Origin of the sequence: Hydrogenophaga sp. (assembly GCF_041633695.1) — a bacterium.
Classification (GTDB): Bacteria; Pseudomonadota; Gammaproteobacteria; order Burkholderiales; family Burkholderiaceae_C; genus Hydrogenophaga.
In genome coordinates this window covers 1-13,674 of the sequence record NZ_JBFJMY010000075.1, presented here as the reverse complement: position 1 = coordinate 13,674, position 13,674 = coordinate 1, and the positions used below count along the sequence as shown (strand labels likewise).

General features: G+C 63.0%; 16 protein-coding genes and 1 pseudogene. 4 read left to right on the top strand and 13 right to left on the bottom strand.

From position 1 onward, the window contains the following. Positions 1-432, bottom strand: a pseudogene (locus tag ABYB95_RS06865) (hypothetical protein); the annotation flags it as partial. Positions 433-677: 245 nt separating this feature from the next. On the opposite strand from ABYB95_RS06865, the gene ABYB95_RS06860 reads away from it, so the two are divergent. Beyond that, on the top strand, positions 678-1,415 hold the full coding sequence (locus ABYB95_RS06860; protein WP_372657734.1) for an ATP-binding cassette domain-containing protein: 738 nt from the start codon (positions 678-680) through the stop codon (positions 1,413-1,415). A gap of 37 nt (positions 1,416-1,452) precedes the next feature. Here the strand turns inward: ABYB95_RS06860 and ABYB95_RS06855 are convergent, their stop codons facing one another. The 5 genes from ABYB95_RS06855 to ABYB95_RS06835 are packed head-to-tail and all read right to left on the bottom strand — an operon-like array spanning position 1,453 to position 5,564. Next, positions 1,453-2,043, bottom strand: a complete 591-nt coding sequence (locus tag ABYB95_RS06855; RefSeq protein ID WP_372657733.1) for an SCO family protein — start codon at positions 2,041-2,043, stop codon at positions 1,453-1,455. Between the two features lie 55 nt (positions 2,044-2,098). Further along, the gene (gene cyoE, locus ABYB95_RS06850; RefSeq protein WP_372657732.1) at positions 2,099-3,001 is read right to left on the bottom strand and encodes a heme o synthase; all 903 of its coding nucleotides are present in this window, start codon (positions 2,999-3,001) and stop codon (positions 2,099-2,101) included. Continuing rightward, a complete protein-coding gene (locus ABYB95_RS06845; RefSeq protein WP_372657731.1) occupies positions 3,001-4,161 on the bottom strand; it encodes a heme A synthase in 1,161 nt (386 codons plus the stop codon). The genes cyoE and ABYB95_RS06845 overlap by 1 nt, the downstream gene beginning before the upstream one ends. Position 4,162: 1 nt before the next feature. After that, the gene (locus ABYB95_RS06840) at positions 4,163-4,837 is read right to left on the bottom strand and encodes an SCO family protein (protein ID WP_372657730.1); all 675 of its coding nucleotides are present in this window, start codon (positions 4,835-4,837) and stop codon (positions 4,163-4,165) included. After that, positions 4,818-5,564: an SURF1 family protein gene (locus ABYB95_RS06835; protein ID WP_372657729.1), complete on the bottom strand. Its 747-nt coding sequence runs from the start codon at positions 5,562-5,564 to the stop codon at positions 4,818-4,820. The genes ABYB95_RS06840 and ABYB95_RS06835 overlap by 20 nt, the downstream gene beginning before the upstream one ends. Before the next feature lie 36 nt (positions 5,565-5,600). Between ABYB95_RS06835 and ABYB95_RS06830 the strand changes: the two genes are divergently transcribed. Further along, on the top strand, positions 5,601-5,837 hold the full coding sequence (locus ABYB95_RS06830; RefSeq protein ID WP_372657728.1) for a twin transmembrane helix small protein: 237 nt from the start codon (positions 5,601-5,603) through the stop codon (positions 5,835-5,837). A gap of 118 nt (positions 5,838-5,955) precedes the next feature. Here the strand turns inward: ABYB95_RS06830 and ABYB95_RS06825 are convergent, their stop codons facing one another. From ABYB95_RS06825 to ABYB95_RS06795, 7 genes are all read right to left on the bottom strand, one after another. After that, positions 5,956-6,837, bottom strand: a complete 882-nt coding sequence (locus ABYB95_RS06825; protein ID WP_372657727.1) for a cytochrome c oxidase subunit 3 — start codon at positions 6,835-6,837, stop codon at positions 5,956-5,958. Between the two features lie 73 nt (positions 6,838-6,910). After that, positions 6,911-7,120: a DUF2970 domain-containing protein gene (locus tag ABYB95_RS06820; RefSeq protein ID WP_372657726.1), complete on the bottom strand. Its 210-nt coding sequence runs from the start codon at positions 7,118-7,120 to the stop codon at positions 6,911-6,913. Then, complete coding sequence (locus tag ABYB95_RS06815; RefSeq protein ID WP_372657725.1) at positions 7,117-7,713, bottom strand: cytochrome c oxidase assembly protein; 597 nt, start codon at positions 7,711-7,713, stop codon at positions 7,117-7,119. The genes ABYB95_RS06820 and ABYB95_RS06815 overlap by 4 nt, the downstream gene beginning before the upstream one ends. Before the next feature lie 34 nt (positions 7,714-7,747). Continuing rightward, positions 7,748-7,858: a cytochrome oxidase small assembly protein gene (locus ABYB95_RS06810; RefSeq protein WP_372657724.1), complete on the bottom strand. Its 111-nt coding sequence runs from the start codon at positions 7,856-7,858 to the stop codon at positions 7,748-7,750. A 50-nt stretch (positions 7,859-7,908) separates the two neighbouring features. Continuing rightward, complete coding sequence (gene ctaD, locus ABYB95_RS06805) at positions 7,909-9,531, bottom strand: cytochrome c oxidase subunit I (RefSeq protein ID WP_372657723.1); 1,623 nt, start codon at positions 9,529-9,531, stop codon at positions 7,909-7,911. 38 nt (positions 9,532-9,569) lie between these two features. Further along, a complete protein-coding gene (gene coxB / locus ABYB95_RS06800; protein ID WP_372657722.1) occupies positions 9,570-10,730 on the bottom strand; it encodes a cytochrome c oxidase subunit II in 1,161 nt (386 codons plus the stop codon). Between the two features lie 600 nt (positions 10,731-11,330). Then, entirely contained in the window at positions 11,331-12,167 is an 837-nt protein-coding gene (locus ABYB95_RS06795) for a biotin synthase (protein ID WP_372657735.1), read from the bottom strand. Positions 12,168-12,490: 323 nt separating this feature from the next. Here ABYB95_RS06795 and ABYB95_RS06790 point away from each other — a divergent pair, with 323 nt between their 5' ends. Together ABYB95_RS06790 and trmL are read left to right on the top strand one after the other, a co-directional pair. After that, positions 12,491-13,045 (top strand): ComF family protein, encoded by a 555-nt coding sequence (locus ABYB95_RS06790; protein WP_372657721.1) that lies wholly within the window; start codon positions 12,491-12,493, stop codon positions 13,043-13,045. Between the two features lie 169 nt (positions 13,046-13,214). Then, a partial coding sequence (trmL, locus tag ABYB95_RS06785) for a tRNA (uridine(34)/cytosine(34)/5-carboxymethylaminomethyluridine(34)-2'-O)-methyltransferase TrmL (protein WP_372657720.1) occupies positions 13,215-13,674 on the top strand: 460 nt, incomplete at its 3' end.

Sequence of the window (13,674 nt, the reverse complement as noted above, 5' to 3'; positions counted from 1 at the left end):
GGTCTTCACGGTGAACAGTGCCTTGTGGCTTTTGAGGTCGTAGGCGGCCAGCACGTTGTCGTCTTCGATCGACACAAACACGGTCTTGCCGTCTGGGCTCAGGGCAAAAATCTCCGGGCTATCGCCCAGTGGCACCGTGCCAGTCATCTGGCCGGACGCCACATCGACCAGTCCCAGCGCGTTGCTGTCGCCACAGCTGACGTAAATCTGGCGGTGATCGCCACTGAACATCATGTGGCGCGGGCGCTGACACACCTCGATGCTCGATAGGTGCTGACCTTGCGTGTCAAACACCTGTATGCGGTTGTCTTTTTCGCTGGACACGTACACCTTGCCAGCGGCGGCGACCGGCATGGCGGCGGCCAGTGCCAACACCGCAGCGGCCAGCGGCAAGGACGCGCGCCCACGGCGCATGAAGGGCTGCAAAAGCATGGCTTGTCTCCTGTTTGTTGTTGAAGCGGTCCGCGCCACGGCTCGGGTCTGCCAGCTACCAACAGGCAAAAACAATGCCAGGAAATCTGGAACGGAGTTTGCTTACCCCAAGCCATGGGCCACCTGTTTGTCGTGGTCAACCGCCATGACCCGGGTGCGCATCCCGCCGCCAGGCACACCGACAACCGACCATCGAGCAGCCCAACCATGGGCAACACGGCCGCTCCAAATCCAAAGGCTCTTGCATGAACGACATCCTCTTGAGCGCGCAGAACCTGCACAAGGCCTATGGCGGAAAACCCGCTCTGTCTGGTGTGAGCCTGGAACTGCGCGCCGGTGAAATGGTTGCGCTCCTGGGTCCCAATGGGGCGGGCAAATCCACGCTGCTGCAACTGCTCACCGGTTTGTTCACCGCCGACCAGGGGGACATCGCCGTGCTGGGGCACGACTTGCGCCACCACGCCACGCGCGCCTTGGCAGGCATGGGGGTGGTGTTCCAGCAAAGCGCGCTGGACCTCGATCTCAGCATGATGGCCAACCTGCTGTTCCACACCGATTTGCACGGCCTGCCCCGGTTACTGGCGCGCGAACGCATCGCGGCTGGGCTGGCGCGCCTGGGGCTGGACGGCCAGGCCACACAGACCGTGCGCACCCTCTCGGGCGGCACCCGCCGCAAAGTGGAATTGCTGCGCGCCCTGCTGCACCAGCCACGCGTCTTGCTCATGGACGAAGCCACCGTGGGACTGGATCCGTCTTCGCGCCAACAACTGCTCGACCAGGTGCGCAGGCTGAGCCGCGAAGACGGCGTGGCCGTGCTGTGGGCCACGCACCTGAGCGAAGAGATCCGCGTCGCGGACCGCCTGGTGTTGTTGCACCAGGGGCGGGTGATGTTCTCGGGCGGGGTACCCGACTTTCTGGAGCAGGCCTCGGGTCAGGACATCAACCAGGTGCTGCTGGAGCGCTACGCCATGGCCGCCGCCTGAGCGTCTGCAGCCATCTCGCGCGGGTGGCGGGAATGGATCAGCCCTTGAGCAGCTGCTTCACGTCCGCGACCAGGCCTTCCACACCGGTACCGTAGCGGTGGTACAGGCGTATACGGCCTTGCGTGTCGTAGACATAACTGCCCGCCGAGTGGTCCATGCTGTAGCTGGTGGGTGTGTTGCCCGGCACTTTCTTGTAGTAGATCTTGAAGCTCTTGGCCAGTTCGGGCAGTTCTTCGGGCTTGCTGTACAGCGCGAGAAAGCTCGGGTCGAAGTTGGCCATGTACTCCTTCATCACCTGGGGCGTGTCGCGCTCAGGGTCGATGCTGATGAAGATTCCTTGCAGCTTGTCGCCTTGATCACCGAGTTGGCGCCGAACCTCGGCCAGCTCGCTCATGGACGTGGGGCACACGTCGGGACACTGCGTGAAGCCAAAAAACACCACCACCACTTGGCCTTTGAAGTCCGCCAGCGTGCGGGCCTGCCCGTTGTGGTCGGTCAGCGCAAAACCGGTGGCGTAGTCGGCACCCGTGATGTCGATGCCCGTGAAAGCGGGTGCGTCGGCCTTGTCCGAGCAGGCGGCGAGACCCAGCGTACCCAGACTCCAAGCGATCAGTTGTCGGCGTTTCATGGCAGCACGTTCCAAAGTGGTTGACCCGGGGGCGCGCGAAGCGCGGCGGGCGAAGTCAAAGATAGTGGTCCACCAGGAGCGCAGCAAACAGCAGCGAAAGATGGATCAGCGAAAAACGGAAGGTCTTGCGCGCCAGCGCATCGGAATAGTTGCGCCAGAGTGCAAACGCGTAGCCGCAGAAGCCGATGCTCAAGACCACCGCCACCGCCAGATACAGCCAGCCGCTCATGCGCATGACAAAGGGCATGAGGCAGGCGGCGAACAGCACAAAGGTGTAGAGCAGGATTTGCAGCCGCGTGAATTCCGAACCGTGTGTGACCGGCAGCATGGGCAGGCCCGACTTGCGGTAGTCCTCCACCCGGTACAAGGCCAAGGCCCAGAAGTGGGGTGGCGTCCACAGGAAGATGATGAGGAACAGGATGAGCGCCTCGGGCGCGACCACACCGGTCATGGCGGCCCAGCCCAACACCGGCGGCATGGCGCCCGAGGCGCCACCGATGACGATGTTCTGCGGCGTCAGCGGCTTGAGGATGACGGTGTAGACCACGGCGTAACCCACGAAGGTGGCGAAGGTCAGCCACATGGTGAGCGGGTTGACCCCGTAGTACAGGACAGCCGATCCGGCCGCACACAGCACGGCGGAAAACGTGAGCGTCTTGGTGTTGGAAAGCTCGCCCTTGGCGGTGGGCCGCCAGGCGGTGCGCCGCATCTTGGCGTCGATCTGCTGTTCCACCACACAATTGAAGGCGGCGGCGGCACCCGCCACCAGCCAGATGCCGAAACAGGCCACCGCCGCGAGTTGCACCTGCTGCCAGGAAGGCAGCCCCGGCACGGCCAGCACCATGCCGATGAAGGCGCAAAACACGATGAGCTGGATCACCCGTGGCTTGGTCAGGGCATAGAACTGGCGCCAGGTGGGCGGCAGCGCGGCTGGGGAAGTGGTGGAGGCGGTGCTCATCAGGGCAATCGAGACAGTCGGGAAATGTTGAAGCGCGAAGTGCTCATGGGATCGGGGTCGGACCGGGTGGTGGCCAGGGCGCCGGTCAGCACCACCACCAGCGCAGCGGCGCCGCCGGTGTGGGCCAAGGCAGCCACCATGGGCCAGTCCAGCACCACATTGCTCAGGCCACTGGCCAGTTGCCACAAGGCCAAGCCGAGCAACCAGTGGGCCCTGCTCCGCATGCCGGGCACCTGCCACAAGCGCCAGGCCATCAGGCCCAGAGCGGTGAGCACGAGGTAGGCCGAGAGGCGGTGCACGTAGTGGATGGCGGTCAGCGCGGCAAAGGGGATGTTCTCACCCGCCGCGTCCACACCCAGATGGCGCCAGAGCGCAAAGCCGTGGCTGAAGTCCATCGGCGGCCACCAGCTGCCTTGACAGGTGGGGAATTCGGTGCAGGCGAGTACCGCGTAATTGGTACTGACCCAGGCGCCCAGAGCGATCTGCAGCCAGACCAAGGCGAACACCAGCCACAAGCCGGTTCGCAAATGGCCGTGCAGCGTCACCAGGCGCACCCGGCCGCGTTCGGCCAGCGCGTACCCCGCCGACTGCACGCGCAGCAAAGCCAGCAAGACCATGGCGCCCAGCAAGTGCATGCTGACGATGGCCGGAAAGAGTTTCATGGTCACGGTGAGCGCGCCAAAGGCGCCCTGCAGGCAGACCCAGAACAAGGTCAGCAGCGGCCATGCCAGGGACACCCGCAGGCGCCTGCGCTCGAGCCAGCTCACACAGGCCAACACCAGAATCAGAACGCCCACCCCGGTGGCCAGGTAGCGGTGGATCATTTCAACCCAGGCTTTGGAGAACGTGACCGGCCCGGTGGGCATGGCCTGCTGGGCCGCTGCGATGTGCAGATTGGCCCCCACCGGGCTCACACTGCCGTAGCAGCCCGGCCAGTCCGGGCAGCCCAGTCCGGAATCGGTGAGGCGGGTGAAAGCGCCGAACAGCACCAGGTCAAACGTGAGAAACAGGGTGATCAAGGTCAGCATATGCAGGCGGTGCGCCGGCATGGCCCGCCGGTTGCGCAGCCAGACCCAGGCCAGCGGGCCCAGCGCCAGCGCAATGCCGAGCAGCATGAGCCGCACCACGGGGGCAAAGTCGTAGAGCGCGGGCGCGTTCATGTCAGGGGCGACCCGGCTGGTCCCAGGAGGCCGAGGCCCGCAGCAAACGGTCCAGATCGCGCTTGCCCTGCTTGGGATCGAAGTGGGCGGGGAAACGCATCATCCAGTTGCCCTGCGGATCGACCACGTACAAATGGTCTTGCAGCGCCTGGCCCGGCGCAGGCACCAGCCACTGGGCCAGCTGGCCGGCATCAACCTGCAGCACATGCGCCGCGGCGGTGGCCTCTTGCAGCGCCGGGCTCAGGGCGGCGTCGCCGGTGCGCAGCCAGACCCAGTCCAGCCGGTCCTTCTCCCGGCCCAAGGTCTCCCGCAACTGGCGCTGCAGATACAGATGCTGCTGGCACGCAGCGTCGCAGTTGCTGTCGGCCACGCTGACCAACAACCACTGGTTGTGCAGGCTGCTCAGGGGCACGGTTTGGCCTTGTGCGTCCACGCCGGTCCAACTGGGCAGGGGCCGCACCGGTTGGATCAGTTCCCCGTAGTTGCGCCTACCCTCGGGCCGGATCACGTAGTAGGTGAAATACGAGGCGATGACGGGCGCCGCACACACCAGCAGCACCGCCAGCATTTTCCAGCGGCCCGCACGGGTACTGGCGGCGCGGGTGGCGCTGCCCTGATCCAGCTGCGGCAGGCTGTGGACGGTGAGCGTCAGCGGCTCATCGGGGGTGGAGGCCATGGACTGTGCGCTTTCGGCGGGGGGAGATGATTTGAAACCAGACATACAAGAATGCGACCAGGGCGCACAAGGCAAACCATTGAAAAGCGTAGCCGTAGTGGCGGGAAACGTCGAAAGTGATGGGGGACCAATCCCGCAACAGCCCGTCGGACGGCGGATCGATTTGCAAGACCGAGAACGGCAGCAGCGCCATCCCGGTTTCTTGGGCATAGGCCGCTATGTCGATATTTTGCCGGATCGAACCGGTGCCCGCTTCGCCGAGCTGGAACAGCCGTCCCGGCGCAGCGGCCAAACGGCCCTGTATGTGCACCGCTTCGGTCGTCGTTGCGATCTCGGGCAGGTGCGTGCGGTCGGTGAAATCGCGCGGCACCCAGCCGCGCTGCACCAGCACCGCCCGCTCACTGCCGCTCAGGCGCAAGGCGGTGATCAGAAAAAAGCCGTTGCGGCTGTTCATCTGGCGGTTCTCCAGAAACACGCTGCTGCCCGCCACCCAGTGGCCATCCAGCGAGACCGGGCGGTACAAGGCCTCGTCAGGATGCTGGGCGGCCAGCAGCGTCGCCGTGTCCCAGGCCGGCAACCGGGCTTGCTGCTCCACCCGCGCCTGCATGGCCTGCTTTTGGGCCGCACGCGACAGCTGCCAGACACCCAGCGACGCCGTGAGTGCGGCGGTCAGCAAAGCCGCCACCGTCACGGTCCAGAAGCGAAACCGGTCAGAGGCGGTTGTCATGTTCAAAGCAGTGGCTGTTCATCCGATAATCGATCCATGAAATACCTTGTGATTGTGGCCTTCATCGCCATTCTGGGCAGCTTGGCGGCGGCCTTGGTTTATATGATGCGCGGCGGTCAACAAGACCCCGGCGCAAGCGCTGCGCCGCGCAAGAACCACATGGCCCGGGCCCTGGCCTTTCGCGTCGGCTTTTCCATTCTGCTGTTCGTGGTGGTGCTGGTCAGCTACTTCATGGGCTGGATACAACCCACCGGTCTGCCATTGGGTCGTTGAGAACAGCGCCCGGAATCGGCACACCTGGGTGTGCGGCCCAGCAATAAAAAAGCGCCCACCGGCGCTTTTTTAGGGGTCAGGGGCGTCCGGCGGAAACACCCGCCGCCAAACCCTGGGATCAGAGCCAGTACACCAGGATGTACAAGCCCAGCCAGACCACGTCCACAAAGTGCCAGTACCAGGCTGCGCCCTCAAAGCCGAAGTGGCTCTTGGCCGTGAAATGGCCTTTTTGCAAACGCAGGGTGATGAACAGCAACATCAGCATGCCCACAAACACGTGGAAGCCGTGGAAACCGGTGAGCAAGAAGAAGGTCGAGCCGAAGATGCCCGAGGTCAGCTTGAGGTTGTAGGCGCTGTAAGCGTGCGCATATTCGTAGCCTTGCACGCCCAGGAAGGTGATGCCCAGCAGCACGGTCAGCCACATGAAGCCAATGGTTTTGGCCCGGTTGCCCGCTTGCAGGGCGTGGTGGGCAATGGTCAGCGTGACGCCCGACGTCAACAACAAGGCGGTGTTGATGGTGGGCAGCCAGAACGGTCCCATGGTCTGGAACGGCTCCACGATGCCAGCGGGCGACGCGGTGGCACCGGCTTGCATGCTGGGCCAGACGGCGGTGAAGTCGGGCCAGATCAGCGCATTCTCAAGACTGCCCAGGGCCGGCACCGAGTGCATGCGACCCCACCACAGCGCGGTGAAGAAGGCGCCAAAAAACATCACCTCGGAAAAGATGAACCAGCTCATGCTCCAGCGGAAAGAGAGATCGATCTTGTGGCCGTACAGGCCGCCTTCGCTCTCGGTCACCGATTGGCGGAACCAGAAGAACAGCACGGCGAGCCAACCCACCATGCCCAGCGCCAGCGAATAGGCGCCCCATTGGGCACCGTTGACCCATTGGCCTGCACCCAGAATGACGAAGAACAGCCCGATGGACGCCAACACCGGATAGGCCGATGGGCCGGGGACGAAGTAGTACGGCGTTTTACCGTGTGCTGCTGCTGACATGCTCGCTCCTAATAGCTATGCGCTGATTCAAATATCTGAAAACAAAAATCGATGCTTCAAAAAAACCCGGCCCTCAGGCGGCCACCACCCAGTTCACGATCAGGATCAAAATCAGCACGAACAAGATGGCCATGACCACACCCACCGCGATGATGTGCAGGGGGTTGAGCTTGGCAATGTCTTTCTGGTAATCCGCCTGCCGGCGCACGCCGAGAAAGCCCCAGAGCACGGCCTTGACCGTACCCAGCCAGGAACCTTGGCGCCGATGCAGTGGCGTGTTCATACCGCTCCGGCCTTTTTGTCCGTCAAAGCCACATCGGCCGGTGCCGAGGGCACCTTGCCACCGACCTCAAAGAAGGTGTACGACAAGGTGATGGTTTTGACATCTTTGGACAGGCGGGGATCGATCACAAACGCGACCGGCCAGCTCTTTTTCTCTCCCGGCGCCAGTGTGTATTGCGAGAAGCAGAAACACTCCAGCTTGTTGAAGAACGCCGCCGCCTGCTTGGGCGCGTAACTGGGAATGGCTTGCGCCGCCATGGTCCGGTTCTGCACGTTCTGGAACTCGTACATCACGGTGGCCAATTCGCCCGGATGCACCTCCAACGAGCGCACCGCCGGTTGGAAACGCCAAGGCCCACTCACGTTCACATCGAACTCGACCGTGATGGTGCGGGACGTGTCCACCTGCGTATTCGCTGGCAAACGCGCACTCACGCCCGGAATCTGCTGCTCGGTCAACGACAGGATGTTGATGCCCGTGACTTCGCAGATGGCTTTGTAGACCGGTACCAGCGCGTAGCCGAAACCGAACATGGCCAGCGCGATGACGCCGAGCTTGCCCACCATCTTGAAGTTTTCGTGACGCAATCCCATCCGACTGAACTCCGTGCTCGTGGTCCGGTCCGGCTCAGCCGCCGAACAACACCATCTTGCCCATGAACCCGGCAAAAAACACAAAGGCGACCGAGGCCAGGACCCAAGCCAGGCGCAGGTTGTTTTTCTTTTGTTCGTTTGTCATGGTCGGCAAAAAAGAGTGGTCGATGAACGTGGGCGTTGATCCGAAAAGACTCAGGCGATGATCTTGGTCGCGGTGGCGTCCAGCTTGGGTGGGGTCTCAAAGGTGTGGAAGGGCGCCGGCGACGGCACTTCCCATTCCAGGCCCTCGGCACCTTCCCAAGGCTTTTGCACCGCCTTGGTACCCTGGCCGCGCATGGCCGGCAAGGCCACGGCCAGGAAGAAATAGACCTGCGACAGACCAAAACCGAAGGCGCCGATCGAAGCGATCATGTTGAAGTCGGCGAACTGCATGGGGTAGTCGGCGTAACGGCGTGGCATGCCGGCCAGGCCCAGGAAGTGCATCGGGAAGAAGGTGATGTTGAAGAAAATCATCGACATCCAGAAATGCCACTTGCCGCGCGCTTCGCTGTACATCACGCCGGTCCACTTGGGCAGCCAGTAGTAGATGCCGGAGAACATGGCGAACAGCGAGCCCGCCACCAACACGTAGTGGAAGTGGGCCACCACGTAGTAGGTGTCCTGCATCTGAGTATCGATCGGGGCCACCGACAGGATCAGGCCGGTGAAGCCGCCCATGGTGAACACGAAAATGAAGCCCACAGCCCACAGCATGGGGGTTTCGAAGGTCATCGAGCCCTTCCACATGGTGGCGATCCAGTTGAAGATCTTCACGCCCGTGGGCACGGCGATCAACATGGTCGAGTACATGAAGAACAGCTGACCGGTGACCGGCATACCGGTGGTGAACATGTGGTGTGCCCACACGACAAACGACAGGATGGCGATGGAGCCGGTGGCGTACACCATGGATGCGTAACCGAACAACTTCTTGCGCGCAAAAGCGGGCACGACCTGGCTGACGATGCCGAAGGCCGGCAAGATCATGATGTAGACCTCGGGGTGGCCGAAGAACCAGAAGATGTGCTGGTACATCACCGGGTCACCGCCGCCGGCGGGGTTGAAGAAGCTGGTGCCAAAGTGGCAGTCGGTCAGCGTCATGGTGATGGCGCCAGCCAGCACCGGCATCACGGCGATCAGCAGGTAGGCGGTGATGAGCCAGGTCCAGCAGAACATCGGCATCTTCATCAGCGTCATGCCAGGGGCGCGCATGTTGAGGATGGTCACGATGATGTTGATCGATCCCATGATCGAGCTGGCACCCATGATGTGCATGGCAAAAATGCCGGCGTCCATCGAAGGGCCCATTTGCAGTGTCAGGGGCGCATACAGCGTCCAGCCAGCCGCAGGGGCGCCACCGGGCATGAAGAACGAACCCACCAGCATCAAAGCGGCTGGAATCAACAGCCAGAAGCTGAAGTTGTTCATGCGCGCGAAAGCCATGTCGCCCGCGCCGATCTGCAGCGGGATCATCCAGTTCGCAAAGCCCACGAAGGCCGGCATGATGGCGCCGAACACCATGATCAGGCCGTGCATGGTGGTGAGCTGGTTGAACAGGCCGGGGTTGACCAGTTGCAGGCCGGGCTGGAACAACTCCGCGCGGATCAGCAGCGCCAGCACACCGCCCACCATGAGCATGGTGAAGGCGAACAACAGGTACAGCGTGCCGATGTCTTTGTGGTTGGTGGCGTACACCCAGCGGCGCCAGCCGGCGGGCGCGTGGTGATCGTGGTCGTCGTGCGCGTGAGCGTCATGGGGATCAAGAACTGCACTCATGGTCTTTTCCTTAGGATTCTGTATTCAATTCACGCGGCTCAGGGGCGCGCTGCCACCACGTCGGCCGGTTGCACGATTTGTTCGGTTTTGTTCGACCAGTTGTTCTTGGCGAAGGTCATGACCGCAGCCAGCTCGGTGTCGGACAAGCTCTTCCACGCAGGCATGGCACCACCAGCGGCGCCGTTGAGCACCACGTTGATCATCTTGCCCTTGTCGGCGTCGGTCACGATCGCCGATCCGTCCAGCGGCTTGATGGGGCCTGCGCCCTTGCCATTGGCCTGGTGGCAGGCAGCGCAATTCGCCGCGTAGACGGACTCACCACGCTTGACGAGGTCGGCCAGATTCCACACTTTGGCAGGATCGTCGGCGGCGGCGGCCATGGCCTTGTGCTGCTCACCCACCCATGCGGTGTATTCCTCGGCGCTCACCACTTTGACGTGGATGGGCATGTAGGCGTGTTCCTTGCCGCACAGCTCGGCGCACTGGCCATAGAAGTCGCCGGTTTTTTCGGCACGGAACCAGGTGTCGCGCACAAAGCCGGGAATCGCATCTTGCTTGATGCCGAAGGACGGCACCATGAAGGCATGGATCACGTCGTTGGCGGTGGTGATGATGCGGATCTTCTTGTTGACCGGCACCACCAGCGGGTGGTCGACCTTGAGCAGGTAGTCGTCGGTGTCGGCGGGCTTGCCGCTGTTGGACATTTCGCGCTGGGCGGTGTCCAGCGTCGACAAGAAGCCAATGCCCTCGCCTTCGCCTTTGATGTAGTCGTAGCCCCACTTCCACTGCATGCCCGTGGCCTTGATGGTCAGGTCGCTGTTGGTCGTGTCTTTCTGGGCCACCAGCACCTTGGTGGCGGGCAGCGCCATGCCGATGACGATGAGCAGGGGGACGATGGTCCAGCCCAGTTCCACCCAGATCGGTTCGGCCAGCTCTTGCGCTTTGTGACCGACCGACTTGCGGTGCTTGAGGATGGAATAGAACATCACGCCGAACACGATCACAAAGATCACGGCGCACAAGGCCATCATGAACCAGTGCAACCAGTGCTGCTCTTCTGCAATCTTGGTCACTGGCGGCGCAAAGTTGAGCTGGTTGACCGCCGGACCTCCGGGCAGGTCGTTGACCACTGCGTGGACCGTGGTGCTGACCAGAACGCCCGCGCCCAGCACGAGCGTGGCGCCTGCGTCACGGAGCATTGCCAGCCGGTTGTGCATGGAATCACCTGATTTTTTCGTCGTACTCACTTTAAGCGCCTCAAATATAAGTATTGATTTATATCAATGCCAATTAGAACAAACTTTTTCCCGAGCGGCTCTTTCAGGAGCCGCTCCCACATCCACCGCCGCGCAAGGCCAGGCGTATTTTCCTGACCAGATCAGGTCTCAGATCGGACCGCACAAGCCGCCCTGCCCGCACCGAACGCCCACCCGCTCGAACTTCGATCAGGCAAGCACCGGTTTCTCCGCGCTCCACACGCACCCATTCAGGGGCGATTCACCGCGCAACGCGCCAGTTGCGCCGCATGGGCCAAGCCATTCCATCGGCAGACACACGCGCCAAACGGTAGACAGGGTGGGATGCACTCACAACCGCCCTCCGCTCAGACCAGAACCGCAACACGTCCATAGGCGGTTGCGCGCTCACAGAAATCCTCTTGAGAGGGCTTGATTTAGGTCAATTGTACCGGCGAGGCAGACCCATTTTCCCGAAGCGGCGCGGCGAGAACAGGCGAAACAGGGTGCGGCGCCCGGATCGGCGCCCGCGATACCCGGTCCATGCGCGCAAAAGCCCGGCCGTCAGGGCCGTCCTGAGCGCAACATGTCGCGCATGTCGTCGACGGAAACCGCGCTGTTCGAAGCCATGCGCACCCGGGGTACGGGCTTGAACGCATGGCCGTACACGATCTCAAAAGTCAGCAGCAGCCGACCGTCGTCGGCGCGGGGCAGGCCAGACTCCAGCGCACGGCACAAATGGGCGTGCCAGCGCCGCGCGCGCAAGCCCGCAAAGCGGTTTTCGTTCAGGTTGCGGCCCAGTCCACGCAACTCGTCCAGCAAGGCCTGGGCGGTGCTGTAGGACAGCTGGATCCGCTCCATGTCCATGACCGGCTCGGCAAAACCGCTGTGCACCAGCATATCGCCCCAGTCGTGCATGTCGGTAAAAGCATGGGATGGTGCGGGCCAACCCTCGCTGGCAAAAACGGCGCGCAATTCGCGCAAGCTGTCGGGCCCCAGGCAAGAAAACATCAGAAAGCCCTGCACCTTGATTTGACGGTACCAACGCTGCAGCAAAACCTGGGGCTCGGGCTCGTGGTGCAGACCCATATTGGCCCACAACATGTCCACCCGGGTGTCGTCGTCGGCTGCGGCCGGCGATCTGGCTTGTCCCCAGCGCAGGGGATTCCAGCTCGGCGCCGGTGCTTCGCGCGTGGCCTGCAAGGCCTGCGGCAAGCGCTGGGCCGCGACATGGCACACCGCCTCGGACATCAGCTCGCGCAAACGCCGGTGCGCCTGCACACCGCCCGACAAAGGCTCCCAGTGCAACCAACTGCCGGGCTTTTGGCGGAACCATTGCAATCGCTCGACCATGCGCGAGGCCACTTCCTCGTGCAGCCAAGGGCTTTGTGCAGGCGCCATGGCCTGCCAGCGGTGGGCCGCCACAGCGTACAGACCAGGGACTTTGGCGGGGCTTTCGGGATCGTTTTTCAAGTGGGGGTGTGCACGGGGGAAGGGAGGGGGCGACTGCCTCGTGCCAGTATATTGGCACCATGTTTTCGGCTTGGACATCGCCCTTGAAAGACCTGCCCAGCACCTGCCAGGTGTGTGGGTGCTGGCCGGCACAGCCGGTTTGCCCAGGCTGCGAAATCCGGTTTTCCGGCACCGGTCCGCGTTGCCCGCAATGCGCAGCGCCCACGGTCGAACCGGGCGCGCGCTGCGGGGCGTGTTTGACCCAAGCCGCCATGCCGGCCATTGAGAGCTGCGTGGTGGCGGTGGACTACGCCTATCCCTGGGACGGCCTGCTGGCCCGCTTCAAGTTCCGGGACGAACCGGGATGGTGCGAACCGTTCGCCCGGATGATGTGGCAATTGCCCTCGGCACAACAACTGCTCGGCCTTTGCGACCTGATCGCCCCCATTCCGCTCACCGTACAGCGTCTCGGTGAGCGGGGTTACAACCAAGCCTGGGAGCTGGTCAAGGCCTTGACGGGCCAGGCGACGGTGGCGCGTGGGCACTCGGCACGCGCACTGCCCGACGCCTTGATCCGGATCGGTGAAACGGCGGACCAACACCGCCTCGGGCGCACCGAGCGTCTGCGCAATCTGCGCAGCGCCTTTGTGGCAGCACCACACCACGCACCCCACCTCGCGCGAGCCCATGTGCTGCTGGTGGACGATGTGACCACCACCGGGGCCACGCTGCAGACCGCCGCACAGGCCCTGCTGCAAGTCGGCGCGGCCCGGGTAAGCGCCCTGGTATTCGCTCGCACGCCGTCAGACGGGCCCCGAGCCACTTGACGCGTAAGCGCTACAAAACCCCATAGCAAGGCCCCACCTGCCCACATTGACAGGGTCCATTTGAAATCTGGCCCTGCATGCCGTTATCATCGCCGGCAGCGGGGAGTAAACAAGGCCAGCTCACTGGTCTGTTGCACGACGTTGACCACGCCATACTGCCCTTGCCTGCATGTTCCATATCGTCCTGGTCGCACCCGAAATCCCCCCGAACACCGGCAACGTGATCCGGTTGAGCGCCAACACGGGCTGCACGCTGCATCTCGTCGAGCCGCTGGGCTTTTCGATGGACGACAAACACATGCGCCGCGCAGGGCTGGACTACCACGAATACGCCGAACTGCACCGCCACGCGGACTGGGCGGCGTTTCTGCGATCGCAAAACCCGGATCGGCAACGCATGTTCGCCATGACCACCCATGGCACGAAAAACGTTTACAACACCGGCTTCAAGCCCGGCGACTGGCTGGTGTTCGGCTCCGAAACCCAGGGCCTGCCCAGCCCCATACGAGAACACTTTCCCGAACCGCAGCGCCTGCGCCTGCCCATGGTGCCCGGCCAACGCAGCCTGAATCTGTCCAACGCGGTCGCCGTGGTGGTGTTTGAAGCTTGGCGGCAACAAGGTTTTGAGG

Excerpts from the sequence above, each read along its gene's own strand:
- ABYB95_RS06860 (WP_372657734.1), top strand. The coding sequence starts at position 678 with ATGAACGACATCCTCTTGAGCGCGCAGAACCTGCACAAGGCCTATGGC.
- ABYB95_RS06855 (WP_372657733.1), bottom strand. The coding sequence starts at position 2,043 with ATGAAACGCCGACAACTGATCGCTTGGAGTCTGGGTACGCTGGGTCTC.
- cyoE (WP_372657732.1), bottom strand. The coding sequence starts at position 3,001 with ATGAGCACCGCCTCCACCACTTCCCCAGCCGCGCTGCCGCCCACCTGG.
- ABYB95_RS06845 (WP_372657731.1), bottom strand. The coding sequence starts at position 4,161 with ATGAACGCGCCCGCGCTCTACGACTTTGCCCCCGTGGTGCGGCTCATG.
- ABYB95_RS06840 (WP_372657730.1), bottom strand. The coding sequence starts at position 4,837 with ATGGCCTCCACCCCCGATGAGCCGCTGACGCTCACCGTCCACAGCCTG.
- ABYB95_RS06835 (WP_372657729.1), bottom strand. The coding sequence starts at position 5,564 with ATGACAACCGCCTCTGACCGGTTTCGCTTCTGGACCGTGACGGTGGCG.
- ABYB95_RS06830 (WP_372657728.1), top strand. The coding sequence starts at position 5,601 with ATGAAATACCTTGTGATTGTGGCCTTCATCGCCATTCTGGGCAGCTTG.
- ABYB95_RS06825 (WP_372657727.1), bottom strand. The coding sequence starts at position 6,837 with ATGTCAGCAGCAGCACACGGTAAAACGCCGTACTACTTCGTCCCCGGC.
- ABYB95_RS06820 (WP_372657726.1), bottom strand. The coding sequence starts at position 7,120 with ATGAACACGCCACTGCATCGGCGCCAAGGTTCCTGGCTGGGTACGGTC.
- ABYB95_RS06815 (WP_372657725.1), bottom strand. The coding sequence starts at position 7,713 with ATGGGATTGCGTCACGAAAACTTCAAGATGGTGGGCAAGCTCGGCGTC.
- ABYB95_RS06810 (WP_372657724.1), bottom strand. The coding sequence starts at position 7,858 with ATGACAAACGAACAAAAGAAAAACAACCTGCGCCTGGCTTGGGTCCTG.
- ctaD (WP_372657723.1), bottom strand. The coding sequence starts at position 9,531 with ATGAGTGCAGTTCTTGATCCCCATGACGCTCACGCGCACGACGACCAC.
- coxB (WP_372657722.1), bottom strand. The coding sequence starts at position 10,730 with ATGCTCCGTGACGCAGGCGCCACGCTCGTGCTGGGCGCGGGCGTTCTG.
- ABYB95_RS06795 (WP_372657735.1), bottom strand. The coding sequence starts at position 12,167 with ATGGCGCCTGCACAAAGCCCTTGGCTGCACGAGGAAGTGGCCTCGCGC.
- ABYB95_RS06790 (WP_372657721.1), top strand. The coding sequence starts at position 12,491 with ATGCCGGCCATTGAGAGCTGCGTGGTGGCGGTGGACTACGCCTATCCC.